31 protein-coding genes are annotated in these 24,904 nt (G+C 71.1%); 16 read left to right on the forward strand and 15 right to left on the reverse strand.

Annotated features, from left to right (window positions below; genetic code table 11):
* Positions 1–83: 83 nt before the first annotated feature.
* Complete coding sequence (locus tag ACR9Y5_RS18425) at positions 84–1,016, reverse strand: hypothetical protein (protein WP_481299325.1); 933 nt, start codon at positions 1,014–1,016, stop codon at positions 84–86.
* 48 nt (positions 1,017–1,064) lie between these two features.
* Positions 1,065–2,270, reverse strand: a complete 1,206-nt coding sequence (locus ACR9Y5_RS18430; protein WP_481299326.1) for an MFS transporter — start codon at positions 2,268–2,270, stop codon at positions 1,065–1,067.
* A 145-nt stretch (positions 2,271–2,415) separates the two neighbouring features.
* On the opposite strand from ACR9Y5_RS18430, the gene ACR9Y5_RS18435 reads away from it, so the two are divergent.
* On the forward strand, positions 2,416–2,868 hold the full coding sequence (locus ACR9Y5_RS18435; RefSeq protein WP_481299327.1) for a MarR family winged helix-turn-helix transcriptional regulator: 453 nt from the start codon (positions 2,416–2,418) through the stop codon (positions 2,866–2,868).
* A gap of 36 nt (positions 2,869–2,904) precedes the next feature.
* On the opposite strand, the gene ACR9Y5_RS18440 is transcribed toward ACR9Y5_RS18435, so the two are convergent.
* Positions 2,905–3,408 (reverse strand): hypothetical protein, encoded by a 504-nt coding sequence (locus ACR9Y5_RS18440; RefSeq protein ID WP_481299328.1) that lies wholly within the window; start codon positions 3,406–3,408, stop codon positions 2,905–2,907.
* A 47-nt stretch (positions 3,409–3,455) separates the two neighbouring features.
* Here ACR9Y5_RS18440 and ACR9Y5_RS18445 point away from each other — a divergent pair, with 47 nt between their 5' ends.
* Positions 3,456–3,818: a nuclear transport factor 2 family protein gene (locus ACR9Y5_RS18445; protein WP_481299329.1), complete on the forward strand. Its 363-nt coding sequence runs from the start codon at positions 3,456–3,458 to the stop codon at positions 3,816–3,818.
* Between the two features lie 12 nt (positions 3,819–3,830).
* Here the strand turns inward: ACR9Y5_RS18445 and crcB are convergent, their stop codons facing one another.
* The 3 genes from crcB to ACR9Y5_RS18460 are packed head-to-tail and all read right to left on the reverse strand — an operon-like array spanning position 3,831 to position 5,172.
* Entirely contained in the window at positions 3,831–4,205 is a 375-nt protein-coding gene (crcB, locus tag ACR9Y5_RS18450) for a fluoride efflux transporter CrcB (RefSeq protein WP_481299330.1), read from the reverse strand.
* Entirely contained in the window at positions 4,202–4,648 is a 447-nt protein-coding gene (locus ACR9Y5_RS18455; RefSeq protein ID WP_481299331.1) for a fluoride efflux transporter FluC, read from the reverse strand. The genes crcB and ACR9Y5_RS18455 overlap by 4 nt, the downstream gene beginning before the upstream one ends.
* Positions 4,648–5,172, reverse strand: a complete 525-nt coding sequence (locus tag ACR9Y5_RS18460) for a universal stress protein (protein ID WP_481299332.1) — start codon at positions 5,170–5,172, stop codon at positions 4,648–4,650. The genes ACR9Y5_RS18455 and ACR9Y5_RS18460 overlap by 1 nt, the downstream gene beginning before the upstream one ends.
* An 85-nt stretch (positions 5,173–5,257) precedes the next feature.
* On the opposite strand from ACR9Y5_RS18460, the gene ACR9Y5_RS18465 reads away from it, so the two are divergent.
* The 4 genes from ACR9Y5_RS18465 to ACR9Y5_RS18480 are packed head-to-tail and all read left to right on the forward strand — an operon-like array spanning position 5,258 to position 7,688.
* Complete coding sequence (locus tag ACR9Y5_RS18465; RefSeq protein WP_481299333.1) at positions 5,258–5,686, forward strand: phage holin family protein; 429 nt, start codon at positions 5,258–5,260, stop codon at positions 5,684–5,686.
* A complete protein-coding gene (locus ACR9Y5_RS18470; protein ID WP_481299334.1) occupies positions 5,683–5,961 on the forward strand; it encodes a hypothetical protein in 279 nt (92 codons plus the stop codon). The genes ACR9Y5_RS18465 and ACR9Y5_RS18470 overlap by 4 nt, the downstream gene beginning before the upstream one ends.
* Positions 5,951–6,991 (forward strand): YihY/virulence factor BrkB family protein, encoded by a 1,041-nt coding sequence (locus tag ACR9Y5_RS18475; RefSeq protein WP_481299335.1) that lies wholly within the window; start codon positions 5,951–5,953, stop codon positions 6,989–6,991. The genes ACR9Y5_RS18470 and ACR9Y5_RS18475 overlap by 11 nt, the downstream gene beginning before the upstream one ends.
* 40 nt (positions 6,992–7,031) lie before the next feature.
* Positions 7,032–7,688: an NUDIX domain-containing protein gene (locus ACR9Y5_RS18480; RefSeq protein WP_481299336.1), complete on the forward strand. Its 657-nt coding sequence runs from the start codon at positions 7,032–7,034 to the stop codon at positions 7,686–7,688.
* Between the two features lie 21 nt (positions 7,689–7,709).
* On the opposite strand, the gene ACR9Y5_RS18485 is transcribed toward ACR9Y5_RS18480, so the two are convergent.
* The 3 genes from ACR9Y5_RS18485 to ACR9Y5_RS18495 form a co-directional block, all read right to left on the reverse strand.
* Entirely contained in the window at positions 7,710–8,732 is a 1,023-nt protein-coding gene (locus ACR9Y5_RS18485; RefSeq protein WP_481299337.1) for a hypothetical protein, read from the reverse strand.
* A 301-nt stretch (positions 8,733–9,033) separates the two neighbouring features.
* A complete protein-coding gene (locus ACR9Y5_RS18490; protein ID WP_481299338.1) occupies positions 9,034–10,710 on the reverse strand; it encodes a sensor histidine kinase in 1,677 nt (558 codons plus the stop codon).
* Between the two features lie 5 nt (positions 10,711–10,715).
* Positions 10,716–11,375 carry a response regulator gene (locus ACR9Y5_RS18495; RefSeq protein ID WP_481299339.1) on the reverse strand — a complete coding sequence of 220 codons (660 nt, stop codon included), beginning with the start codon at positions 11,373–11,375 and terminating at the stop codon, positions 10,716–10,718.
* Positions 11,376–11,502: 127 nt separating this feature from the next.
* Between ACR9Y5_RS18495 and ACR9Y5_RS18500 the strand changes: the two genes are divergently transcribed.
* From ACR9Y5_RS18500 to ACR9Y5_RS18515, 4 genes are all read left to right on the forward strand, one after another.
* Complete coding sequence (locus ACR9Y5_RS18500; RefSeq protein ID WP_481299340.1) at positions 11,503–12,135, forward strand: hypothetical protein; 633 nt, start codon at positions 11,503–11,505, stop codon at positions 12,133–12,135.
* Positions 12,136–12,212: 77 nt separating this feature from the next.
* Positions 12,213–12,947: a YcnI family copper-binding membrane protein gene (locus ACR9Y5_RS18505; RefSeq protein WP_481299341.1), complete on the forward strand. Its 735-nt coding sequence runs from the start codon at positions 12,213–12,215 to the stop codon at positions 12,945–12,947.
* The gene (locus tag ACR9Y5_RS18510) at positions 12,944–13,633 is read left to right on the forward strand and encodes a copper resistance CopC family protein (RefSeq protein ID WP_481299342.1); all 690 of its coding nucleotides are present in this window, start codon (positions 12,944–12,946) and stop codon (positions 13,631–13,633) included. Before ACR9Y5_RS18505 ends, ACR9Y5_RS18510 begins: the two co-directional genes overlap by 4 nt.
* Before the next feature lie 51 nt (positions 13,634–13,684).
* On the forward strand, positions 13,685–13,828 hold the full coding sequence (locus ACR9Y5_RS18515; protein WP_310132808.1) for a hypothetical protein: 144 nt from the start codon (positions 13,685–13,687) through the stop codon (positions 13,826–13,828).
* Here ACR9Y5_RS18515 and ACR9Y5_RS18520 read toward each other — a convergent pair.
* Entirely contained in the window at positions 13,825–13,971 is a 147-nt protein-coding gene (locus ACR9Y5_RS18520; RefSeq protein WP_481299343.1) for a hypothetical protein, read from the reverse strand. The genes ACR9Y5_RS18515 and ACR9Y5_RS18520 overlap by 4 nt on opposite strands.
* 137 nt (positions 13,972–14,108) lie before the next feature.
* On the opposite strand from ACR9Y5_RS18520, the gene ACR9Y5_RS18525 reads away from it, so the two are divergent.
* Both ACR9Y5_RS18525 and ACR9Y5_RS18530 read left to right on the forward strand, forming a co-directional pair.
* Positions 14,109–15,296 carry a MarP family serine protease gene (locus ACR9Y5_RS18525; RefSeq protein WP_481299344.1) on the forward strand — a complete coding sequence of 396 codons (1,188 nt, stop codon included), beginning with the start codon at positions 14,109–14,111 and terminating at the stop codon, positions 15,294–15,296.
* A gap of 41 nt (positions 15,297–15,337) precedes the next feature.
* Positions 15,338–16,357 (forward strand): NADPH:quinone reductase, encoded by a 1,020-nt coding sequence (locus ACR9Y5_RS18530; protein ID WP_481299345.1) that lies wholly within the window; start codon positions 15,338–15,340, stop codon positions 16,355–16,357.
* Here ACR9Y5_RS18530 and ACR9Y5_RS18535 read toward each other — a convergent pair.
* On the reverse strand, positions 16,341–17,597 hold the full coding sequence (locus ACR9Y5_RS18535; protein WP_481299346.1) for an MFS transporter: 1,257 nt from the start codon (positions 17,595–17,597) through the stop codon (positions 16,341–16,343). The two genes, ACR9Y5_RS18530 and ACR9Y5_RS18535, sit on opposite strands and share 17 nt — an antisense overlap.
* Positions 17,598–17,687: 90 nt before the next feature.
* Here ACR9Y5_RS18535 and ACR9Y5_RS18540 point away from each other — a divergent pair, with 90 nt between their 5' ends.
* The 3 genes from ACR9Y5_RS18540 to ACR9Y5_RS18550 are packed head-to-tail and all read left to right on the forward strand — an operon-like array spanning position 17,688 to position 19,307.
* The gene (locus ACR9Y5_RS18540; RefSeq protein ID WP_481299347.1) at positions 17,688–18,233 is read left to right on the forward strand and encodes a TetR/AcrR family transcriptional regulator; all 546 of its coding nucleotides are present in this window, start codon (positions 17,688–17,690) and stop codon (positions 18,231–18,233) included.
* A 31-nt stretch (positions 18,234–18,264) separates the two neighbouring features.
* Complete coding sequence (locus ACR9Y5_RS18545; RefSeq protein WP_481299348.1) at positions 18,265–19,005, forward strand: AzlC family ABC transporter permease; 741 nt, start codon at positions 18,265–18,267, stop codon at positions 19,003–19,005.
* A complete protein-coding gene (locus tag ACR9Y5_RS18550) occupies positions 19,002–19,307 on the forward strand; it encodes an AzlD domain-containing protein (protein WP_481299349.1) in 306 nt (101 codons plus the stop codon). Before ACR9Y5_RS18545 ends, ACR9Y5_RS18550 begins: the two co-directional genes overlap by 4 nt.
* Positions 19,308–19,349: 42 nt before the next feature.
* On the opposite strand, the gene ACR9Y5_RS18555 is transcribed toward ACR9Y5_RS18550, so the two are convergent.
* Positions 19,350–19,703: a winged helix-turn-helix transcriptional regulator gene (locus ACR9Y5_RS18555; RefSeq protein ID WP_481299350.1), complete on the reverse strand. Its 354-nt coding sequence runs from the start codon at positions 19,701–19,703 to the stop codon at positions 19,350–19,352.
* Positions 19,704–19,760: 57 nt separating this feature from the next.
* Between ACR9Y5_RS18555 and ACR9Y5_RS18560 the strand changes: the two genes are divergently transcribed.
* Positions 19,761–20,453 (forward strand): SDR family oxidoreductase, encoded by a 693-nt coding sequence (locus ACR9Y5_RS18560; RefSeq protein WP_481299351.1) that lies wholly within the window; start codon positions 19,761–19,763, stop codon positions 20,451–20,453.
* 322 nt (positions 20,454–20,775) lie between these two features.
* On the opposite strand, the gene ACR9Y5_RS18565 is transcribed toward ACR9Y5_RS18560, so the two are convergent.
* The 3 genes from ACR9Y5_RS18565 to mmsA all read right to left on the reverse strand — a co-directional run bounded on the left by ACR9Y5_RS18565 (position 20,776) and on the right by mmsA (position 24,825).
* Positions 20,776–21,870, reverse strand: a complete 1,095-nt coding sequence (locus tag ACR9Y5_RS18565) for a substrate-binding domain-containing protein (protein ID WP_481299352.1) — start codon at positions 21,868–21,870, stop codon at positions 20,776–20,778.
* 61 nt (positions 21,871–21,931) lie between these two features.
* Positions 21,932–23,275, reverse strand: coding sequence for a multiple monosaccharide ABC transporter permease (gene mmsB, locus ACR9Y5_RS18570; protein ID WP_481299353.1), 1,344 nt, complete (start codon positions 23,273–23,275; stop codon positions 21,932–21,934).
* A gap of 2 nt (positions 23,276–23,277) precedes the next feature.
* On the reverse strand, positions 23,278–24,825 hold the full coding sequence (gene mmsA / locus ACR9Y5_RS18575) for a multiple monosaccharide ABC transporter ATP-binding protein (RefSeq protein ID WP_481299354.1): 1,548 nt from the start codon (positions 24,823–24,825) through the stop codon (positions 23,278–23,280).
* Positions 24,826–24,904 lie beyond the last annotated feature (79 nt).

The following is a 24,904-nucleotide window of genomic DNA, read 5'->3' on the forward strand; positions in this document are numbered from 1 at the left end:
GCCTTTCGACTGAGAGTTGTCGCCCGGGCACACGAGTGCCAGGCGGGGGGTCGCGTGCTGCCTGCGCGGCAGCCGTGACCCGCTCAGTCGGGGCTGATGTCGTGATCGGCGACGTGGCCGCCGGGGACGCGGTCGTCCACGGCCGCGCCGGTGAGCCGGACCCACGAGGATCCGGAGAGGAAGAAGCCGTCGGTGGTCGCAGCGAATCCGGGCGCAGCTCCGCCCGCGCCGCCTGCGCCGCCCGCCGAGCTCGCCGATCCTCCGGGCAGGCCGCCGGGCATACCGCCCCCGGGAGCCCAGGGGTCTCCCGGGGGAGCGCCTTCCGGCGCCGAACCGCTCGCACCGGCCCCTGAGCCGGCCGGCGGGACTCCACCGGGGAGCAGGGTGCCGGCGGCTGCGAGCAGGGCGGGCGCGGACGCCGCCAGCACCGCCGAGGAGAGCGCAGCGGGGAGGTCGCCGGCGAGATCCCGAGCGGCGGATCCCGGCTCCGGTCCAGCCTGAGCGCCGCCCGCCGCGATGATGGGGGCGACGGCCGTCTCGACCGCCCCGGCCACATCCGACACCGTCTGGTCCACGGTCCCGCCGACGGGTGCCGTGACCGTCGCGGTGGGCGCGGGCGGCAGGAGGTCGCGCACCGCGGGGACAGCGGCGATCACCTGGTCGACGCTGTCGGCCACCGGCTGCACCGCACTGCTGACGGGCGCCTGGTCGGTGACCTGGTCCACCGCGGCGGTGACCGGGGTCACGACCGTGGACGCCGCGTTCCGGACGGGCTCGGGAAGGGCGGGCGACACCGCGTGGGTGGCCGCGCCCACCGCATCCCCCACTCCGGCGGTCATGCTCGAGACGAGCGCACCGACCGGTGCGGGCGGAGGCGCGGGTTCGGCCGCTGAGGCGGCGGACCCTCCGGCGAGGAAGCCGAGAACGGTGAGGCCGGCGCCGGCGATCAGAGAGCCGAGCAGCACGCGCGCAGGGGTGAGGATGCTGCGGTGCGCCTTCTCAGCGACCTCCGGCATACGATCACCCCCTGACCGTTCGAGACGAGGGCGACTATACGCTCGTGTCTAGGGGACCGGAAGTGCGGATGTCCGCTCATCGGTCGCGTCCGCTTCGCTGGGCCAGCGGCGACGGCGCGCGGATGCCGCCGCGACGGCGATCACGACGAGTGCTCCGACGGTCATCGCGGCGCCCACCCAGAGCGGCGAGGTGTATCCGAGCCCGGCCGCGATCGCGAGGCCGCCGAGCCACGCACCGAGGGCGTTCCCGAGGTTGAAGGCGGCGATGTTGGCGCCGGAGGCGAGCGTCGGAGCGTGCGCGGCGGAGGACAGCACCCGCAGCTGCAGAGCCGGCACAGTGGCGAACCCGAAGGCGCCCATGAGCACGAGGCCGATGACGGCTCCGGCCGGGAAGCCTGCCACGAGGGCGAAGGCGGCGAGGACCACGGCGAGCGCGGCGAGCAACCAGAGGAGCGTGCGGTCGATCGACCGGTCCGCGAGCCGCCCGCCCGCCCAGTTGCCCGCGAACAGGCCCAGACCGAAGAGGATCAGAAGCCACGGCACGGCGCTCGATGCGAAGCCGGCGACCCCGGTCAGCGTGTAGGCGATGTAGGTGAAGCCGCCGAACATCCCGCCGAAGCCGAGCACGGTGGCGGTCAGCGACAGCCAGACCTGACCGGACCGGAAGGCCGACAGCTCGCCACGCAGTCCCGTCGCGGACCGCTCCCCGGCGCTCGCGGGCACCAGCAGCGCGATCCCGATGAGAGCGATCACGCCGATGCCCGTGATGGCCCAGAAGGTGGAGCGCCACCCGAACGCCTGACCGAGCAACGTGCCGAACGGGACGCCCAGCACGTTCGCGGCGGTGAGCCCGGTGAACATGACTGCGATGGCGCGGGCCCGCTTCTCGGGGGCGACGAGTCCGGACGCGACCACCGAGCCGATGCCGAAGAAGGCGCCATGGCAGAGCGCCGCGACGACCCGGCCGGCGAGCATGGTGCCGTAGTCCGGGGCGACGGCGGAGAGCAGGTTGCCGAGGATGAAGAGCACCATCAGCCCGAGTAGTGCAGCTTTTCGCGGGAGGCGCGTCGCCGCGGCGGTCAGCCCGAGGGCGCCGACGACCACGGCCAGGGCATAGCCGGAGATCAGCCACCCGGCCGCCGCCTCGTCGACGTGGAAGTCTGCCGCCACCTCCGGTAGCAGCCCGGCGATGACGAACTCGGTGAGGCCGATCCCGAATCCTCCGAGAGCGAGGGCGATCAGGCCAGCGGGCATGGATGTCTCCTTCTGGATGCGACGGGGGTGCGTTAGTCTGTTAGTTGCAGACGCGCTATAAATAGTTGCACGTGCAACTACATTGCGCAACCCGTCCGCCCTGGCCGCATGCCGAGAGCGCGGCCGGACACCGAAAGGAGCGCCCATGGGCATCGCGGACGACGCGGTGGAGGTGCGCGCGCACGGCTGGCGCACACTGGCCGCCCTGCACGGCTACATCGAAGCCGAGCTGGAGCGGGAGCTCAGCCGCACCGTGCAGCTGTCGGTGGTCGAGTACACCGTGCTCGACGCCCTCGCCCGCCAGGACGGCTGGCACATGCGGATGCAGCAGCTCGCCCGGGCGAGCGCGCTCAGCCCCAGCGCGACGACCCGTCTCGTGAACCGCCTGGAGGACCGCGGGCTGCTCACGCGCATCCTGTGCGACGACGACCGGCGCGGCATCTACACCGAGCTGACCGGTCCAGGCCACGAACTGCTCGGCACCGCGCGGCCCGTGCACGACGACGCGCTCTCGCGTGCGCTCGACGGCGCCCGGCACGTGCCCGAGCTGGCGCCGCTCGTCGACGCCCTGCCGGAGCTCACGGCGCAGCCGGCCTGACCCGGCAACACGCCTGGCCGCGCTCCACCTGCTGGCTCAGCGCAGCACTTCGACGAGCGCGACCCACGAGAAGGCGACGGTCGCCACCACGGCGACGATGGTGCCCACAGCGACCAGCACCAGCCCGGACGCCCACGCCGTGGATGCGACGAGCAGGACTCCGGCGACGGCGTAGATCAGCGTCGGCACCGCGAAGAAGGCGATCCGCTCGACCGTGTAGCGCTGAAAGCCGGTCCGCGCCGAATCCCGCGCGACCGTGATCCCGCAGCGCACGTCGATCACCGCGCACAGCACGGCGCCGACCAGCACCTGGACGCCGTAGCCCACGGTCTGCTGACCGGGGATCAGCGCAGCACACGACAGCGCGACCCCCAGGATGAGTGCGGCGATGGACGCGCCGGCGCGCGCCGCCAGGCCGGGCGACTTCGCGATCGTCGCGATGTTGACCGACAGCGCCACGATGAGAAGACCGCCCAGCGCCGCCCCGGCGCCCGCGACGGCCACGTTGAACTCGGACCACGACGCGAACGGCTCCTGCATGCGGCCCAGCGTAGCGGCGGCTCACCGGCAGGGCGTATAACGGGGGCATGGCGGACGCGATCACCCACTGGATCGAGCTCTACCGACGCGCGTGGGAGAGCAACGACCCCGACGACATCCGGGCGCTGTTCACCGAGGATGCGAGCTACCGCACCGAACCGTTCGCCGAGCCATGGGACGGGCACCTCGAGATCGTGGAGGGCTGGCTCGACGCCCAGGACGACCCCGGCGCCGCGACGTTCGAATGGCGGCTGCTCGGCCAGGACGGACCGGTGTACTTCGTCGAGGGAGTGACCGACTACCGAGACGGGCCGATCTACAGCAACCTGTGGATCGTGCGGCTCGCCGGCGACGGCCGCGCCGAGGAGTTCACCGAGTGGTGGATGGAGCAGGAGCCGGACCAGGACTGACGTCCGGGCCGCTCACAGTTGGGCCAGCCACAGCCCGAGCCCGGCTGCGGCGAGCGCCAGCACGAGCATCCCGGCCCCGTTGAACAGCGCGGCCCGGTACCGCCGCTGCTGGGCGAGACGGACCGTCTCGTAGCTCGCCGTGCTGAACGTGGTGTACCCGCCGAGGAAGCCGGTCCCGAGCACGGCCCGCCACTCCGGCGGCAGGCCGTGGGCGAGGGCCAGCCCGGTCACCAGCCCCAGCAGGAACGACCCGGTCACGTTGATGATCGTCGTCCCGATCGGGAAGCCGGTCCGCAGCCAGGAGCGGAGCGCGCCGTCGAAGAGGAGGCGCACCACCGCGCCGGCACCGCCCGCCACGGCGACCCCCAGAACCAGTAGCGCGTTCATCCGCGCCCCCGTCCGGCCTGACGCCGCGCGACCGCCGACGCCACGGCGATTCCCGCCACCGAGGCCAGCGCGCCCACGGCGATGGTGGCCACGGCGTACAGGATGCTCAGTCCGACGCTCTGGGAGGCGATCAGTCCGTCCGTATCGACCGCCAGCGAGCTGTACGTGGTGTACCCGCCCAGGATGCCGGTGCCGGCGAACAGCCGCAGGTCGCGGCGGCGGCCCTCGTCCGGCCCGCGCAGCGCGAGCGACTGCAGCAGCCAGCCGAGAACGAACGCCCCGGTGACGTTGATCAGGAAGGTGATGAGGGGCACGCCCGCCACGGACGGGACGGACAGCGTCAGCAGGTAGCGCACGGCCGTGCCCAGCGCGCCTCCCGCGAACACGAACAGGATCGAGCGCGGCCGCAGGTGCAGGGGCGCTCGACGGCGATCCGTCGGCACTAGACCGGTGGGTCTTCCCACGGGAACGACTGGGCGCCCGGGATCGGGTTCAGCGGGACGACGATCACGGGACGGTGCTGGCGGTGCGCGAGATGCACCGCCACGGAGCCGTTGAAGAACTCGCGCACGCTGCCTCGCAGGCCCGCCTCGCGCGTCCCGACCACGATGTACCGGGCGTCCATGTCATCCGCGAGCCGCGCCAGGCACCACGCAGGGTCGCCGGCCAGCTGCTGCAGCCAGTACGGGATGCCGCGGCCGTCCAGCACGCGCCGGATCTGCGCCTCCAGCTCGGGGTCGAAGCGCTTCTCCTCGGTCTCCGGCAGATCCGGGTCGTAGGGAAGGGCCACCACGGTTCCGTCCACATAGCTCGAGACGACGTACCGGTCGGGGTCGACGTTGGCGCAGACCAGCGGGACATCGAGGTCGTCCGCCAGTCGCGCCGCCTCCTCCAGCACGGCGACCGGCTGCCCGGGGACGACGGCCGCGAGGATGCCTCCCCGTCCGGCGAACTCGTTGCCGCTCATGCCCCTAGTGTGCACCATCACGGGTTCACTCGCGTGTGGGCGTGGGGTACGGTCGCCCTACCAGTGTCCGAGAGGAGCCCGACCGATGGCCGACAAGCCACCGCTGCCGCGGGAGCGACGCCGTACCACCCGTGGACTCCGTCCGCTCCCCGAGCTCACCAAGGACCTCGTCGCCCAGCTGCGCCGGCTGGTCGCGACCGAGCTCGCCCTGTTCAAGGCCGAGATGGCCGCCAAGGCGAAGGCGGCCGGGATCGGCGCAGGGCTCCTGGCGGGCGCCCTGCTCTTCCTGTTCTTCGCGTTCGCGGTGCTCATCACCGCCGCCGTGCTCGGCTTCGCGCTCATCCTCCCGGCCTGGCTGGCGGCGATCATCGTCGGCGTCATCCTCATCGTCATCGCCGTCGTGGTCGGCCTGATCGGGCTGCGCAGCCTCAAGAAGGGCGTGCCCCCGGTGCCCGACGACCTGGGCAGCGAGCTGAGTGCCGACGTGAAGGCCCTGAAGGGAGAGCAGCCGTGACCTCCGACACCACCCCGTCGATCGGTCGTCAGGGGGAGCGCCCCGCCGGCCGTCCGCCGCTCCCCCCGGGGGCCGGGATCAACCAGCTGAAGCTCGACCTGGAGGTCACGCGCGACGAGCTCGCGAGGACGCTGGACGACCTGTTCGCGACGTTCAACATCCGGGTGCAGATCCGGTCGCACCCCGTGGTGTTCGTCGGCGTGTTCCTGACCATGGTGGGCGCCGCCGCAGGCATCGCGACCCTGGTCCTGCGGAGGCGCGGGCGTGCCCGTTGACGTCGGAGGCGTCGGCAGCGCCCGCGCCAAGGCGGTCCGTCGCATCGAGGACCGTCGCAGCGAGCCCTGGTACCGCCTGCCGTGGGGGTTCATCCTCAAGCGCACCATGCGCAGCTTCTCCACCGACCAGTGCACGGACCTCGCCGCAGGCCTGACCTACTTCGCGGTCCTGTCGCTCTTCCCCGCCCTGCTCGCGCTGGTCAGCCTCCTCGGCATCGTGGGCCAGAGCAAGGCCGGCATCGACGCCCTCTTCGGGATGGTGAACGACCTCGCCCCGGGCATGACCGATGTGCTGGAGGGCCCCATCGCGACCCTCGCCGCCTCCCCCGCCACGGGATGGGCGCTCGCGATCGGCATCATCGGCGCGGTCTGGTCGGCGTCGGGCTATGTCGGTGCGTTCGGGCGGTCGCTGAACCGCGTATACGGAGTGCAGGAGGGTCGCACCTTCTTCACCCTCCGCCCGGTGCAGCTCGGCGTGACCCTGCTCGCGCTGGTGCTCATGGCGCTCCTCGCGCTGCTGCTCGTCGTCTCCGGTCCGGTCCTCGAGTTCCTGGGCGGGTTCCTCGGGTTGAGCGAGGCCTTCCAGGCGATCTGGTCCGTCGTCCGGTGGCCCATCGTCGTGGTCGTCATCGTGCTGCTCGTCGCGGTGCTGTACGCCGCGACGCCGAACATCAAGCACCCGCGCATCCGCTGGCTGACGCCGGGGTCGATCGTCGCGATCGTCGTGCTCGGCGCCGCCTCCGCCCTCTTCGCGTTCTACGTGGGCAACTTCGGGAACTACGACCGGACGTACGGGGCACTGGCCGGCATCATCGTCTTCCTGCTGTGGATCTGGATCGCGAACAACGCGCTGCTGCTCGGCGCCGAGCTCGACTCCGAGGTGGAGCGGGCGCGGGAGCTGGTCGCCGGCATCGAGGCGGACGAGGTGCTCCGTCTGCCGCTGAAGTCGGACAAGGCGCTCGCGAAGATGCGCGAGGCGCACGCGGGCGATGTGCTCGCCGCGCGCGAGATCCGCCGCCGGTACCGCTGACCTCCACCGCCGGCGTTCCGGCGATCGTTAGGCTCGGAGCATGAGCGACCCGCGCCCCGGCCACGACGCCCCCGACGGCCGCGGCCGCACGGGCCTGCACCGCACCGGCAGGGAGCTTTCCGGCAACCCGGACGTGCGCGTGCGCGAGGTCGAGGTCACCTCCGACGGCTGGCACGTGCTGCGTCGCACGACCTTCGAGTACCGCGGCCGATCCGGCGAGTGGACCACCCAGTCGCGCGAGACCTACGACCGGGGCAACGGAGCGACGGTGCTGCTGTACGACCCGGACGGGCGCACACTGCTGCTGTCGCGTCAGTTCCGCTTCCCCGCCTACGTGAACGGTCACCCCGACGGCATGCTCGTCGAGTCGGCGGCCGGACTCCTCGACGGCGACGGCCCGGAGGAGGCGATCCGCCGCGAGGCTGCGGAGGAGCTGGGCGTGACGATCGGCGAGCTCACCCACCTCTTCGACCTGTACATGAGTCCCGGCTCCGTCACCGAGCGCGTCCACTTCTACGCGGCGCCCTACACCCCTGCGCAGATCGCGGGCGGTGGTGGCCTGGAGGACGAGGGCGAGGAGATCGAGCCGGTCGTCGTCCCCTACGACGAGGCGCTGGCGATGGTCGCCGACGGCCGCATCGCGGATGGCAAGACCGTCATCCTCGTGCAGTGGGCGGCCCTCAACCTCTTCGGGTGACGACCACCGTCCGGCGCCGGATCAGCCGTAGCGGAGGGTGGGGCCGTCCGAATTGAGGAAGTCGATGTGGAGGTGGTTGCACGTGTCGTCGAACGGCTTGAAGTTGCTGAGGTCCATCGAGGAGCGGCACTCCACCTGGCCGAGGCCGGTGCCGTCCGGGACCAGCGGGTCGAGGATGCGGATCAGCTGCATCGATTTCGCGTCTCCACCGGTCAGCGGGGAGCCGTTGAGGAGGTAGAAGTCGACCGCGTGGCCGCCGCCGTCCGCATAGTGCGCGGAGTCGGTGCCCGCGCCCTCGATCTGGCCGGTGCAGCGACGGTTGATGTCGCTGACGCCGACCTGGTTGAAGTTGTCGAGCGCGACCGAGATGGCCTGCAGCACGCGGTAGTCGATGCCGCAGCCGGGAATCGCGTGGCCCTCGGCCAGGTCGGCGATCTCCGGGATGTGGTTGGGCGTGGAGCCGACGAGCCGGCCGGCTGCGACGGCGCCCATGAGCTGGACGGCGAGCGCCTGGACGGTGGGCGACACGGTCGTGTTCATCGTCGAGTCGAGCGCCTGCGGGCTCTCCTGGATGTCGAGGCCGTCGCGCGCGACCACCTGGGTGACGCCGCCGCCGGTGAGGGTCTGTACGGCGAGCGCGGTGCGCGCTGCTCCCACGGTCGATCCCTCGCCCGTGGTCGCGTAGGCGGGAAGAGCGGCGGTACCGAAGAAGGCGGCGAGGGCCACCATCACGACGGCGTGGACGCCCCAGCGACGGCGCTCCGGATGCGCGGTGCGCGCGCGCGGCGCGCGGACGACGGCAGCGGTGCGCGCGGGCCGCTCCGCCTTCGGGCGGCGCTCGGCGCGGGCGGGCTTCACGACGACGCGCTCGCGCGTGCGCGGCCGGCTCCGCTCCGCCTCCAGCCGTGCACGACGGCTCGGGAACGTCTGGGTCGCGGTCAGCTCTTCGGCGGTGGTGAACGCCCTCACCGGGTCGTCGGAGAGGTGCGACTGCTGGTCCACATCCACCACGACGGGTGCCTTGACACTGCGGCGGGGCCGCACGGAAGGAGTGGACTGGGGCAAGCTGCTGGTACTTCCTGGACGAGTCGGGCTGGGGCGACGCACCGGGGAGGCGCGAAAGGCGTACTCCTTTCTATCGGATTTCTGCTGGATGTTCCATCAATGCAGACGAATAGATCCCGGCGGGGGGCGCATCCTGCGCGTTCGGGTCATGCAGGGGCCCCCGACCCGGGAACGGACGGCAGCGTCGCCGTCGCCCACGAAACTACGGCCCCTCGCTGAGCCCGGGATTCCGCGGTACGGCTGATACGACGGGGCTTCCCGCGGATGCCGGACGAACTCCTCAGGGGATGGCGACGGCCAGCTCCACCCGGCCCGACGCTTCGCGCAGCGCGACCGTCCCGCGTTCTGCGAGCTGTCTCAGACCGATGCCCGAATCCGCGGCCCCGAGGGTGCCGCCCGACTCGATGACGACGTCCACACCATGGCCCTCCGCGGCCAGCAGGGCGATCGCGACCGACGATCCGTCCCCATGCCGCACGGCGTTGGCGAGCCCCTCCGAGACCGCGTCGACCACGGCGGAGGCGCGTGCCGCGTCCATGAGGCGCCCCCAGACACCGTCGTCGACGGCCACCCGCAGCTCGATCGCCGACGACCAGCTGTCGAGCAACGCGCGGACCTCGTCCGCCGCACGCCGTTCGTCGTTGGCGCCGCGCAGCGCGTCACGCGCCCGCCCGAGCACGTCGATGACACGACGGGCGGCCGCCGCGCAGTCGGCGGGAGGAGCTGCTGTGAGCGCGAGCGCGCCGGCGATCAGCTCGGACTGCACCCCCGCGTGGAGCAGCCTGGCGAGGGTGGCGCGCTCGCGGTCGTACTCGGCGCGGACCCGCGCGGCCGCGGCGACGTTCGCCTGCAGCGCCGCCTCCAGCTGTGCCTGGTCCTGCCGCACCCGAAGCGACAGCGAGGCGACGAGCGCGACCGTCACGGCGATGAACGGGTAGGTCGCCGTCTCGAACCAGGCGGGCGCGGGGTCGCTGCCGGCGAGTGCGAGCCCGACGGCGCTGATGATCGACACGAGGACTCCGACGCCGATGTAGAGGAGGAAAAGCACCGTCAGCCTGGCGGCCGGGCGTGCCGGCAGCGTCACCGCGGCCACGACGGAGCCGGCGATCAGCAGCACGACCAGGCCGGCCGTCACCGGCACGACGATCACCGGCCCGGAGAGGATCGATGCGAACGGCAGCACCAGCGCGGTGAACAACAGGGCGGTGGCCGGCGGAGGCGCCGCGCGCATCCCGCCGACGACCGACGTGAGCCATTCGCGTGGCGTCACCTGCTCGCCGTCGGGCCCCGGGGCGGCTCCGTCGTCGTCGTAGACGCGATGGCTGGCGGGACGGACGACGTCTTCGGCGAGCCGCCGGAGCAGCCGCGCCGCCTCGGCCGGTTCCGGCAGGTCCGCCGCCGCTGTGGCCGCCGTCCGCTCGAGGGCGTCCACGACGTCGTCCAGCGCCTCGCTCCTCAGCCGCGCGAGTCGCTCCGTGGCGCAGTCGACATCGTCCCCGGATGCGCGCTGGGCCGCTCGCAGGCGACGGAACACGCCCAGGTGCTCCCTGATGAGGTCGACGGCCGCGGCGATGAGCGCGAAGACCGCGACGACCACCACGATATTGACCGCGACGCGTCCGGCCAGGTCGCCCGGCCGGACCGGGACTCCGAGCAGACCCCCCGCCTCGAGGAACAGGGCGGGACGGGCCGCGCCGATCGCCACGTAGATCACGATGACCGCGACCGGCCGTGCGACTCTCGGCACGACCCGGAGGACCGCCGCGCCGAGCATGAGCAACCCGCCCAGGATGCCGTGCTGCAGAGCGGCGACGGCGAGGACGGCTCCCGGTCCCCCGGAGACGTACTGGAGGCCGGACATCACGGTGAGCGCGAACGGCAGCGTGAGCAGCCAGGTCCAGACCGTGATCGCCGCCGGCCCGTGGACGCGCGCGAAGGAGCGGCGGAGCGCGATCATCCGGCTCAGAGTCCTGAAGCCGGGTCGCCGAACGTCGACGTGTACAGGGTGGCCGCCGCGACGCGGGGCGCGGTGCGCTCCCCGCCCGCGAACCCGAGCGCCTGGAAGACCCGCTCGACACTCTTCTCCACGGCCCGCACTGTGACGTTGCGGCGGCGGGCGATCTCCGCGTTGGACAGGCCTGCCGCGAGCAGCCGCGTCGTCTCGAGCTGGGCCGCGGTCAGGCGCAGGAGGCGCGAGCGCGCGTCCGTCCCCGGCTGCTCACGCCGGACGGGACGGTCGGCGAGGACCGCCTCGGCCGCATCCACCAGCTCCTCCACCGACTCGACCGCGGCCTTGTTGACGAAGGAGGCGTCCGCCACCGTGCTGCGTTCCTGGGCGGCGGCGGCCTCGCGCGACAGGTTGCTGAGAAACATCACAGCGACGTGCGGAGACCCTGCCCGCAGGATGGTGGCGAGCTCCACGCCGTTCGGCCGGCTGCCGAGGTCGATGTCGGTCACCAGCAGGTCCGGGTCGAGCGTCCCGGCGAGCGCCAGCGCCTCAGGGGCGGTCGCCGCACCGGCTGCGTCGAAGCCGCGCTGACCGAAGGCGTCGACGACGAGGGAGCGCATCAGGGCATGGTCCTCCACCACGAGCACCCTCCGCCGCCATGTGTCCACCGCCACCCGCACAGGATAACGCGGGCGAGGCGCCCGTCCGGACCGCGTGCCGACCCCCGTTGTGGTCGCCCGGGAGCCGCGGGAATCCGTTCCGTAGACTGGCTCCGAAGACCCGACGACACGGAGGATGCGCATGGGATCGAGGTGGGCACGCGTCGCGCGCGGGATGCTCGCCTCCGGTGCCGCCATCTTCGTCGCCGCACTGTTCCACGTCGCAGGCGGTGGAGCGGCCCCGGGGCCGGTGCCCGTCGCGCTCAGCCTGGCGTTCGCGACGCTCGGCTCCGTGGCGCTCACCGCACGGCGCCTCTCGCTGTGGCGGCTGACCGTCGCTGTCGGGCTCAGCCAGTTCCTCTTCCACGCGCTCTTCTCGCTCGGGGGCGGAGGGGTGCGGTTCACCGCGCCGGACGGTATGGCGCACCTCCACGCGGGCACGCACCTCACGATGACCGCCGGAACCATGGCCGCGGGAGCCATGCCCGCGGCGCACGGGTCGGAGCTGAGCCCGTCGATGTGGCTCACCCACGCGAGCGCTGTGCTGGTCACGGTGGTCGCCCTCCGCTTCGGCGAGCAGGCGTTCTGGGGGCTCTTCCAGACCGCGCGTGTGCGCATCGCCCGGACGGCCGAGCGGCTCGTCGTGGCGCCGGTCCCCCTCACCGCGTCCGTCGTCGCCCCGACCGTGCCCGCTCCCGTCCGGCTGCGCGACCTGGGCCTCCCGCTCGCGCGGCTGCGTCACCGCGGCCCTCCCGCGATCGCCGGCGCGTTCTGACGGCAGCCCGGGGTCCCCGGGCTCGCCGCTCGACGCGCGCACGCGTTCATCGACGATCCGATCGCAAGGAAGACCCCATGAAGAAGACCACGTTCGCCGCGACCGTCGCGGCGGCATCCACCGCCCTCGTGCTGCTGGGCGCGCCGCTCGCCGCGAGCGCCCACGTCCACGTCGACCCCGACCAGGCGTCGCCGGGCAGCTACACGGACCTGACCTTCAAGGTGCCGACCGAGTCGGCGACCGCGGGGACGGTCAAGCTCGTCGTCGACCTGCCGACGAAGACGCCGTTCACGTCGGTCAGCTATCTGCCCCTCGCGGGCTGGACCACCACCGTCGACACCGAGAAGCTGGCGGAGCCCGTGAAGACCGACGACGGCACGATCACGGAGGCGCCCATCCGCATCACCTGGACGGCCGGGAGCGGCGTGCAGATCGCGCCAGGGCAGTTCCAGGAGTTCACCGTGTCGGCGGGCGCCGTCCCGAAGACCGGCTCGATCGAGCTGCCGACCCACCAGTACTACTCCGACGGGACGGTCGTGGACTGGGACCAGCCGACGCCCGCGTCGGGGGCCGAGCCCGAGCATCCCGCCCCCACCCTCTACATCGAGGACGCTGCGCCGGCCGAGGACGGGTCACCCACGCTGGTCGCGACCCCGGCGCCGGTCCCCGCCGCGGCGACGAGCACCACCGCGACGGTCGTGTCCATCGCCGTGGGCGTCGGCGGTCTGGCGCTGGGCGCGATCGCCCTGGTCGTCGCCGTGTTCGCACTGACCCGGGTCGGTCGCCGGGCCGAGCGTAAGGTGCAGGGATGACGAACAGGCTGCTCGCCGCGGCGGCCGGCCTCGCCGCCGCCGTCGCCCTGGCCCTCGCCCCGGTGGCCGCAGCCGACGCGCACGACTACCTCGTGAGCAGCGACCCCGCGGCGGATGCGACGGTCACGGCTCCGCCCTCCGCCGTGACGCTCACGTTCAACGACCGCGTGCTCGACCTCTCGGGCAACGGGTCGACGAACCTGCTCACCGTGACGGGACCGGACTCCGCATCCCGGCATTTCGAGACGGGATGCGCGACCGTGGCCGACACCGTGCTGTCCGCGCCCGTGACCCTCGGCGGCGCCGGGCGGTACACGGTCACGTACCAGATCGTCTCTGCGGATGGTCACACGGTCTCGTCGTCGTACGCCTTCACGTATCAGCCGCCCGCGGGCGCCACTGCGGCGAAGGGATCGGAAGGCAGCCCGTGCGGCGCGTCCGGGTCGTCGGAGGCGCCGGCGGCCCCGGCCGCGGGCGGCGGCAGCGCGGGGGCCACCGCGCCCGCCACGGCGACCGCATCCACGCCCCAGCCGACGACCCCGGCCTCCGACGGAACCGACCTGGGGCTCGTCATCGGGATCGCGATCGCCATCGTCGTGCTCGCGGTGATCGGCGTGGTGATCGTGCTTCTGACCGCGCGGCGCAGGACGCCGGGGTCGCCGGACGATCCGGCCGGTTCCGGCTGAGCCGGCATGGAGGGGCTTTCCGGTCCGGGATCGCAGGCGTAACGTTCGCGCATGGCCAGACAGACCAGCGATCAGCAGACGGACGACTTCCCGGACATCGTGCCGGAGGAGCAGATGGATCCGGACATCGTCCCCTCCCCGCAGCCGACGCCCGATTCGGTGGACGACGGCGACGAGGAGGACGGCCGCCTCTAAGCGGTCGGGTCCTCCCCCTCGCCGGGTTCCGAGATCTGGCCCTCTTCGGCGTCATGCGCCGTGAGGTCGGCGCTCGTGTACTGGCGCTCGCCCGGCGCGAGGTCCTCGCGCTCGTCGTCTCCGTTCGCCCGGGGGTCCGACATGGTGACTCCTTCCGTCGGGGATGCTGTGCGGCTTCGGACGGTAGTCCCGACTCTCGCAGCGCGATAGGGGCGGACGGAGAGCCGATGCCCATCGCGGGTTGAGGTCTCATCCAGTCTTCTGGGGCAGGGTGGGGGCCGTGGAGATCGTGGTGGACGTCGTGCTGGTGGTGCTCGCCGTTCTCGCGATCGCGGCGGGCTGGAGCAAGGGAGCCATCCGCGCCGCGGGAACACTCGTGGGCCTGGGCCTCGGCCTCTGGCTCGGGCTGACGGTCGCGCCGATCGTGGTCGCCTGGTTCGCGTCGGCCGGTTTCGGCGGCGTGACGCAGCGCTCGGTGGTCGCCGCCGTGGTCATCCTCGTCTGCGCGGGCCTCGTCTACGCCATCGCGGGCGCTCTGGCCTCTCTGATCGGCAAGCTGCTTCGTCACGGACCCATCCGCTGGCTCGACTCGCTGGTCGGGGCGGTTCTCGGGCTCCTGACCTGGGCCGTCGTGGTCTGGCTGCTCGCCGGTTTCGCCATGGCCACGAGCCTCGCCACGGTGGTGCAGGCGGCCCACTCCTCGACGGTGGTGGCGACGCTCAACCGGATGGCGCCGCTCCCCTCGTCCACCGTGCTGGGCGCCGTCGACGATGCCCTCGCCGGCGCCGGACTCCCGAAGGTCTTCGAGGGCGCGGAGACGATCCGCGCGGTGCCCGAGCCGGACGGATCCGTCCCGGCCGCCGTGTCCGACGCGGAGCAGTCGGTCGTGACGGTGCTCGCCTCCAAGCCCGCGTGCGGCCTCGACTCCGAGGGCAGCGGCTGGGTGGTGCAGCGCGGCCGCGTGGTCACGAACGCCCATGTGGTCGCCGGTGCGTCCTCCGTGGTGGTCCGGCAGTCGGGCAGCGGCGAGGTGGAGCGGGCGACGCTGGTCGCCTTCGACCCGTCCCGCGACCTGGCCGTGCTCGACGTCACCGACCTGCGCGCACCCGCGCTCGACATCGGCCCCGACCTCACCGCCGGAGCGCCCGCGTACGCCCTGGGCTATCCGGGCGACGGGCCGTTCACGGTGTCGCCGCAGCGCGTGCGCGACCGCGTCACCGCCCGCGGCACGGACATCTACCAGAGCGGAAGCGTCGACCGCGACATCTACTCGCTCCGCGGTTCGGTGCGGCCGGGGAACTCGGGCGGCCCGCTGCTCGACGCGAGCGGCGACGTGGCCGGCGTCGTCTTCGCCCGCAGCGCGACCGACCCCGACACGGGGTACGCACTCACCCTCACCGAGCTGCGGCCCGTGCTGTCGTCGGTCGGCAGCGCGCCGATCAGCTCCGGCGCCTGCTCCGCCGGCTGAGCACCTCGCGGGACGCCCCCGGGCATGGTTTGCTGGAGGCCATGAAGGCAGTGACCTACTCCGCCACCGGCGACTCCGACGTCCTCAGCCTGGTCGACCGCGAGGCGCCGCATCCCGGTCCGGGCGAGGTGCGCGTGCGCATCCACGTCTCGGGGGTGAACCCCACCGACTGGAAGGCCCGGCGCGGCAGCGGCCCGGCGAAGCTCCCCCGGCCCCAGGTGCCGGATCAGGACGGCGCAGGCATCGTCGACGAGGTCGGTGATGGCGTGACCCGGTTCTCGCCCGGCGACCGCGTCTGGGTGTGGGATGCGGCGTACCAGCGTCCCGAGGGTACGGCGCAGGAGCTCACGGTCGTGCCGGAGCGGCTCGCCGTCCCGCTACCCGACGATGTCAGCTTCGACGAGGGCGCGTCCTTCGGCATCCCCGCGCTCACGGCGCACCGGGCGCTCGCCTCGTATGAGCACGCGCCGACGGAGCTGGCCCCCGGGTCGCTGGACGGCCGCACGGTCCTGGTCGCGGGCGGCGCGGGCGCCGTCGGGCACGCCGCCATCCAGCTCGCCGTCTGGGCGGGCGCGACCGTGATCGCGACGGTCAGCAGTCACGAGAAGGCGGAGCTCGCGCGAGCCGCGGGAGCCCACCACGTCGTCGACTACACCGACCCTGACACCGCGAAGGCGATCGGAGCGCTGGCGCCGCGCGGGGTCGACATCATCGTCGACGTGAACGTGATCGCGAACGCCGAGCTCGACGTGAAGGTCGCCGGCGCGAACGCCACGATCGCGAGCTACGCGGACGCGCCCGGAGCCGACTCCGTCACGATCCCGGTGCGCCCGAGCATGTCGAAGAACCTGCGCTGGCAGTTCGTCCTCACCTACACCGTCGCGCCGGAGGCCAAGGAGGCCGCGGTGCGCGCGGTGGCGGCGGCCGCCGCCGACGGCGCCCTGCGGGTCGGTGCCGAGCACGGCCTCCCGATCACCCGCTTTCCCCTCGCCGAGACGGCGGCCGCCCACGACGCGGTCGAGAACGGCGTCGTGGGGAAAGTGCTCATCGACGTGCTCTGAGCGCCTGCACCACCAGTGCGACCACCGCGGCGAGTGCGATCGCCGCGGAGTAGCCGAGCGCGGTCGGAAGCAGCCCCACCACGGCGATCAGCTCGCCTGCGACGAGCGCGGGAACACCGTAGGCCAGGTAGCTCACCAGGAAGATCCCGGCGAACAGTTCGGCGCGCTGGTTGTTCGGGGCGAGCGGCGCGAGCAGGCGCAGCATCGCCGAGAAGCCGGCGCCGAAGCCGCCCCCGGCCACCACCGCACCGGCGAACAGCAGCGGGAGCACGCCGCCCGCGATCCCGACGGCGGCGATCACCACGCCCACGACGATCGCAGCCATCGCCCACACCACGGTGCGTCGTGCGGGCGCACGGGTCAGCAGCAGGCCGGCCGTGGCACCGACCGCGGGCGGCACGGCGACGATCGCGCCGTTGAGCAGACCGCTGTCGAGGTGGAACACGCCGTGCAGGATGGACGGCGACAGGCCGATGAACAGGCCCGCGAGCATCCACGTCGCCAGGAACAGCGGGATCGCGCCGGCGAACTCCCAACGGGCTGCGCGCGGGATCAGCAGGCGCGGGATCAGCGACCGGACGGCGCCCGGACGCCGCTGCACGGTCTCGGGCGACGCAACGATCACGAGGATGCCGGCGGCGAACAGCAGCGCGAGCACCACGAAGACGAGGGTGGTCGGCTGCGGCACGAACTGCACCGCGAGCCCCGTGAGAAAGGCGCCGATCGCGATCCCGCCGACGGGCGCGGTGCTGCCGATCGTCGCCCCCAGCTTCTTCTGTCGCTCGGGCGCGAGCTCGACCAGTGCGGCCGTGAAAGTGCTCATCGCCGCACCCGTCGCGACCCCCTGCACCGCGCGGGCTCCGATGATCCAGCCGATGTCGGGGGCGAAGAGGAAGACCAGCATCGCGACGACCTGTAGCGCGAGCGCGCCGATCAGGACCGGACGACGGCCGATGTGGTCGGAGAGGGACCCGGCGATCAGCAGGGTGATGAGAAGGGTGACCGCGTAGATGGCGAAAGCGACCGTCAGGAGCCACGGCTGGAACCCCCACTCCTGCTGGTAGAGCACGAACAGCGGGCTGGGCGCCCCGACCGCGAGGGCAACGGCCACGAAGGCGAGGGCCGCTCCGGCGAAGGCGGCCGCCGGGCGGAGCCGCAGCGGCGAGAGGCGGCGGACCGGACGCAGGGGACGCGCCGCCAGGATCCCTCCGGTCGGGCAAGGCTCTTCGGCTGTTGTCATGGTCGACTCCTTAAAGCAAAAGTGATTGCTTTTAGCGACTATAGGGAGGGTAGTGAAATAAAGCAACAAGATTTGCTTTAAGCTATTCCCATGGAAAACACGACCACACCGTCGAAGCGGACGGGCGGACGCAGTGCCGCGGTCATCCACAACGTGCGGACCGCTGTCGAAGAGCTCGTCGAAGAGAAGGGCCAGGACAGGGTCACCGTCCCGATGATCGCCGAGCGCGCCGGCGTCAATCCGACCAGCATCTACCGCCGCTGGGGCGACCTCCCCACCCTCATCAACGACATCGCCACCTACCAGCTCGACCCCGAGCGGCCCCTGCCCGACCGCGGGGACCTGCGCGCCGACCTCACTGAGTGGTCCCGGGAGCTGGTGGAGCACTACCGCAACCCGGTCAACGCCGCCTTGCTGCGCGGCGGCGCCTCGGCGGCCGGGGAGCGCCAGTCCAACTGCCTGCGCAACCGTCGCATCGAGGCCAACCTCCTCCTCGAGCGGTACCCGGATGCGCCGGTCACCGACGAGGACATCCTCGACACCGTCGTCGCCCCGATCGTCTACCGGGTGATCTTCCTGCCCTGGACGCTCGAGGACACCACCGCCGAACACTTGGTCGCCCGCCTGTTCCGCTGACCCGACCGGCAGCCGGTAAGGTCGGGAGGCGATGCGCCAGGAACGGACCAGCGAGGAACGCGCCGCGGCCCGCTCGGGCTGGGCCGTCGGGATCGCGACCGCACTCTACGGGATCTCGTTCGGCGCCCTCGCGACGGCGTCGGGTCTCGACGTCTGGCAGGCCTGCGTGCTCAGCCTGGTCATGTTCAGCGGCGGCTCGCAGTTCGCGATGATCGGCATCCTCGCCTCGGGCGGCGCTGCGGCCGGCGGCACCGCCATCGCGAGCGCCGCACTGCTGGGCGTGCGCAACTCCTTCTATGCGCTGCGGCTCTCCCGGATCATCGGTCCCGGATTCTGGCGCCGGACGGCCGCCACGCAGCTGACGATCGACGAGTCGACGGCCGTCGCCACGGCACAGAGGAAGCCCCGAGCGCAGCGCATCGGCTTCTGGGTCACCGGTCTGGTGGTCTACATCGGCTGGAACATCATGACCCTTGCCGGCGCGCTGCTCGGCGACCTGATCGGCGACGTCAAGGCCTACGGGCTGGATGCGGCGGCCGCCGCCGCGTTCCTCGGCCTGCTGTGGCCGCGCCTGAAAGCGCGCCAGACGCAAGCGGTCGCCGTGGCCGGCGGTTTCGTCGCCACCCTCCTGACCCCGTTCCTCACGCCCGGGCTCCCGGTGCTCGCGGCCGCCGTGGTGGCGATCGTGCTGGGCGTGCTGAACCTGTTCGGCACACGTGACGACCGGCCGCACCCCGAGGCCATCCCGATGGAGCGGGAGGTGGAGCCATGACCACGTGGCACATCATCCTTCTCGGATCGATCGCCGTGCTGTCCCTCAAAGCGGTCGGCTGGCTGGTCCCGCCGAGAGCGCTGGACCACCCCACCGTCGCGCGCGTCAGCGACCTGCTCACCGCCGCCCTTCTCGCCGCCCTGATCTGCGTGCAGACGCTCGGCGCGGGCCAGTCCCTGCAGCTGGATGCGCGGCTCCCCGCCGTCGCGATCGCCGCCGGCCTCTACGCCCTCCGCGTGCCGTTCATCGTGGTCGTGCCCGCCGCCGCCGTCGTCGCGGCGCTCATCCGGCTGTTCACGTGAGCCGCGCGCCGAGCTGAGTGTCGCCGCCGAGCAGGGATGCTCTCAGCGCGGCTCGCTGCCTGCGCGCGCAGCCAGGACGTCGGGCACGTGTTCTTCCGCCCACCGTCTCACAGCGCGAAGCGGCACGAGCAGCGAGCGGCCCAGTCCGGTGAGCTCGTACTCGACGTGCGGCGGGTTCTCCTGGAACACAATGCGTGCGACCAGGCCGTCCTCCTCCAGAGAGCGGAGGGTCTCGGTGAGGACCTTCGGCGTGATGCCCTGCACCCGCTTCGCCAGCGCGGTGAACCTGAGCGGCTCGTGTTCGAGCGCGTTGATGATGAACACGGTCCACCGGGCCCCGATGCGGTGGAGGACGACCCGTGACGGGCAGGTGGCCGACATGATGTTGTACGCCATGTGAGGATTCTCCGGTTACGTTGAAGTCACTGGTTACTTTTCCATAGCGTGTGCGCCATGACCAATCTTCTGGAGAAGCAACAGACGACAAGCCTTGCCGATAAGACCGTTCTCGTCGTCGGAGGGACACACCGCCTGGGGGCGGCGATCGCCGCCGCCGCAGCAGCGGAGGGTGCGAAGGTGATCGTCTCGGCCCACAGCCCGATCGACGAGCGGACGCTGCGGCTCGACCTGCGGGACGAGGAGTCTGTGGCTGCAGCCGCCGACCGGGTGGGCCCCGTCGACCATGTGATCTCTACGGCGGGGATGAGCTACACCGCGCCCCTCCGCGAGATGGAGCTGGGGCGAGTGCAGGACGCGATCGCAGCCAAGCTCACGGGCCCGCTTCTGCTCGCCAAGCACTTCCGAATCCTCGAGTCGCTCACGCTGTTCTCGGGCCAGGTCGCCTGGCGTCCCGCCGCTGGAAGTTACACCACCGGAATCACCAACGGGGCGCTTGCTTTCGCAGCCCGGCATCTCGCGACCGAGCTTGCGCCCGTGCGGGTGAACGCCATCTCGCCGGGAATCGTCGACTCGGGACTCTGGGACGGCCGCGGAGCCGACAAGGCGGCGTTTCTGGCAACCGCGGCTTCCCGGACGCTCGTCGGCACGACGGGAACTCCTGCCGACATCGTCGATGCGGTGCTGTGGGTGCTGTCGGCGCGGTTCTTCACGGGTGAGACGCTGCGCGTGGACGGAGGACGACGCTGACACGGTCACCTGGGCGCCGGCCTCCGAGGGCCGGGAGCCGATCGGCTGGTGCCGCACGCTGGAGGCCGCGGCCGCGGCGGCCTGGGTCCATCGCTGCGCGGCAGAGTCGTGGCGGCACCACCGGGCGTCGCTGTGGCAGAAGAGAGGAGCGCGCACGGATCGCGAATCCGTGCTGGCCCGGATGCCGCCCCCCGGCGGCCGCCCCTAGCCTGGTGCTGTCTCGGCCAGGGGGAACCGATCCTGTCGGGGGACGGATCGGGAAAGGGCCCGGAGCGCTCAGCGCTCCGGGCCCTTTCATTGTGCACAGGATGTGCGGACCGGCTTACTTGGTCAGCGGCTCCAGGGTCGGGTCGTTGGCGTACGCCTCGGCCGCGTTCTCCTTGGTGACGATGACCGGCTTCAGCAGGAAGGCCGGGACGACCTTCTTGCCGTTGTCGTACGACTTGTCGTCGTTGATCTCCGGCTTCTTGCCCTGCTGCAGGTCCTTCACCATGGTGATGGCCTGCTTGACCAGGTTGCGGGTGTCCTTGTTGATGGTCGAGTACTGCTCGCCCGCCATGATGGACTTGACCGACTCGGCCTCCGAGTCCTGACCGGTGACGATCGGGACCGGCTTGCCGGCGCCCTTCACCGAGGTGATGATGGCGCGAGCCAGGGTGTCGTTCGGCGACAGGACGCCGTCGAGCTCGGTCGAGCCGTAGTTCGCGGCCAGCAGGGTGTCCATGCGGGTCTGCGCGTTGGCCGGCAGCCAGCCCTGGGTCGAGGTCTGCTTGATCTCGGTCTGACCCGAGACGACCTTCAGCGTGCCGTCCTTGATCTTCGGCTCGAGCACCTTCATGGCGCCGTTGAAGAAGACCGCGGAGTTGGCGTCGTCGGGCGACCCGGAGAAGAGCTCGATGTTGAAGTTCTTCTTGCCCGGGTACTTCTTCGCCATACCGTCGAGCAGGGCCTGGCCCTGCAGCTCGCCGACCTTCTCGTTGTCGTACGCGACGTAGTAGTCGACATCGTTCGTGTTCAGGATGAGGCGGTCGTACGCGATGACGGTCGCGCCGGCGTCGTGCGCGGCCTTGGCCTGCGCGGCGAGCTGGCCGCCGTCGACGGCGCCGATGATGACGACCTTCGCACCGTTGGTGATCATCGACTGGATCTGCGACTGCTGGTCGGAGACGCCCGAGCCGCCGGCGTACTGGACGTCGCCCTTGAAGCCGGCCTCCTTCAGGCCGTCCTCGAACAGGCCACCGGCGAGAACCCAGTTCTCCGACGTCTTGGTCGGGAGGGCGACGCCGATGGTGGCGCCCTTGTCGAAGCCGGACGCCGCTCCGCTGCTGTCCGAACCGGCTCGGCTGCCCGAGCAACCGGTCAGGGCGAGCGCGGCGGCAGCTGCGACAGCCACTGTCGCGAGTGCGATTTTGCGCATTGCTATCTACTTTCTCTGTGTGTTGGGGATGGTGCAGGTACGTGGTGACGCGTGGAAGGTATTAGGAGGTGAGGGACCGCGACGTGTCCTCGGCCCCGTCGCCGGTCGGCAGGACGGCCGGCTGCTCCTGGGCGGCGGCGTCGATGCGCTGGGTGCGGTCGCGGTTGAACATCCTGCCGATCAGCGACGGGCCGCCGCGGCGCTTCGAGTAGACGTCGATGCCGACCGCGATCAGCAGAACCAGGCCCTTGATGATCTGCACCTTGTCGCTGGTGACGCCGAGCAGCTGCAGGCCGTTGTTGAGGACGGCGATGACCAGACCACCGATGATGGAGCCGGCGACGGTGCCGATACCGCCGGAGACCGCGGCGCCACCGATGAAGACTGCGGCGATGGCGTCGAGCTCCCAGCCGAGACCGTCCTGCGGACCGGAGGACACGGACCGGGCGACGGCGATCATTCCGGCCAGCGCGGCGAGCACCGACATGTTCATCATCACGAAGAAGTTGATGCGGCGGATCTTCACACCGGAGAGCTCGGCGGCGTGCCAGTTGCCGCCGACCGCGTAGATGTGACGACCGAAGATCGTGTTGCGGGTGATGAACGAGTACAGGATGATCAGCACGCCGAGGATGACGCCGGCGACCGGGAACGAGGTGCCGACACGGCCGCTGCCGAACAGCACCGCCGCGTAGACGACGACCGCGTCGAGGATGACCACCTTGAAGACGCTCACCCAGAGCGGCGCCTTCTCGGAGCCCATCTTGGTCTGCTTGCGGCGCGTGCGGACCTCGGCCAGCGCGATGACGACCGCGATGATCAGGCCGAGCAGCAGGGTGGAGTTGTTGAAGCCGGTGTTCGGGCCCCACTCGGGGAGGAAGCCGCCGCCGATGAAGGTGAAGCCGTCCGGCACCGGGATGGTGTTCGCGTTTCCGATCAGCTGGTTGAGTCCGCGGAAGATGAGCATGCCGGCCAGCGTCACGATGAAGGCGGGGACGCCGACGTAGGCGACCCACCAGCCCTGCCAGGCGCCGATGACGACGCCGACGAGCAGACCGAGCACGATGGCGAGCGGCCACGGGACGTTCCAGTCGGTCATCGACTTGGCGACGATGATGCCGACCAGGGCTGCGACCGAGCCGACCGACAGGTCGATGTGGCCCGCGATGATCACCATGACCATGCCGATGGCCAGGATCAGGACGTAGACGTTCTGATTGACCAGGTTGATCAGGTTCACCGGCTCGAGGGTCTTGCCTCCGGTGAGGATCTCGAACAGCAGGATGATGACGACGAGCGCGCCCAGGATGCCGAACTGACGGCCGGTCGACTGCCCCCCACCGAACATCATGCCGAGGTCGCGGATCCCTCCGGACTTCTTCTTCTCAGCGGTCTGTGTGGTCATGGTTATCGGGTCACCCTCTTCTTGGCGGACGTCATGCTTTTCAGGAGAGTCTCGGGGGTCGCTTCCGCGATGGGCAGCTCGTTGGTGATCTGACCCTCGAAGATCGTGTAGATGCGGTCGGAGATCCCGAGCAGCTCGGGCAGCTCGGAGGAGATGACGATGACGCCCTTGCCCTGCGCAGCCAGCTGCTGGATGATCCCGTAGATCTCGAACTTGGCGCCGACGTCGATGCCGCGGGTCGGCTCGTCCAGGATCAGGATGTCCGGGTCTGTGAACATCCACTTGGCCAGGACGACCTTCTGCTGGTTGCCGCCCGAGAGCGTGGAGACGCCGCGGTCGACGTCTGGCGTCCGGATGCGCAGGAGCTTGCGGTACTCGTCGGCGACCGCGTACTCCTGCAGGTCGTCGACGACACCCCGCTTGGCGATCTTCTTCAGCTTCGCGGCGACGACGGACTGCTTGATGTCGTCGAGGAGGTTGAGGCCGAGCACCTTGCGGTCCTCGCTCACGTAGGCCATGCCGTTGTCGATGGCCTCGGAGACGTTGCGGACCTGGATCTCCTTGCCGTCCTTGTAGATCTCGCCCGAGACCCAGGTGCCGTAGGAGTGGCCGAAGACGCTCATCGCGAGCTCGGTGCGACCCGCACCCATGAGGCCGGCGAAGCCGACGATCTCACCGCGGCGCACGTAGAAGCTGGAGTTCTTGACGACGAGCCGCTCCGGGACCTGCGGGTGCTGCACGATCCAGTCCTTCACCTCGAAGAACTTCTCGCCGATGTTCGGCGTGCGCTCCGGGAAGCGGCTCTCGAGCGTGCGGCCGACCATCCCGCGGATGATGCGGTCCTCGTCGACGCCGTCCGCCTTCACGTCGAGCGTCTCGATGGCGCGGCCGTCGCGGATGATCGTGATCTGGTCGGCCACCTGCTCGATCTCGTTGAGCTTGTGGCTGATGATGATGGAGCTGATCCCGCGACCCTTCAGCCCGAGGATCAGGTCGAGGAGGTGCTGCGACTCCGCTTCGTTGAGCGCCGCGGTCGGCTCGTCGAGGATGAGGAGCTTGACGTTCTTGTTGAGCGCCTTGGCGATCTCGACCAGCTGCTGCTTGCCGACGCCGATGTTCTTGATCTGCGTGTCCGGGTCGTCCGTCAGACCGACGCGGGCGAGCAGCTCGACGGCGCGGGTCTTCGCCTCGCCCCAGTTGATGACGCCGCCACGGCCCGGCTCGTTGCCGAGGAAGATGTTCTCGGTGATCGAGAGCTCGGGGATGAGCGCGAGCTCCTGGTGGATGATCACGATCCCCTGCTGCTCGCTGGACTTGATGTCCTTGAAGCGCATGACATCGCCCTGGTAGACGATGTCGCCGGAGTAGGTGCCGTACGGGTGGACGCCCGACAGCACCTTCATGAGGGTGGACTTGCCCGCGCCGTTCTCACCGCAGATCGCGTGGATCTCGTCGGCGTGGACGGTCAGGGAGACATCCTCCAGAGCTTTCACACCAGGGAATTCCTTGGTGATCGAGCGCATCTCGAGGATGACTGCGTTCGACGGCATCGTCGCTCCTTGGCTCTGCGTGGAAATCATGTGCCTAAGTAGTAAACGCTATGTTCAGGGTTGTCGTCAAATAGTGAAG

The sequence above is a fragment of the Leifsonia sp. KNZ13-11D genome (genome assembly GCF_056754895.1).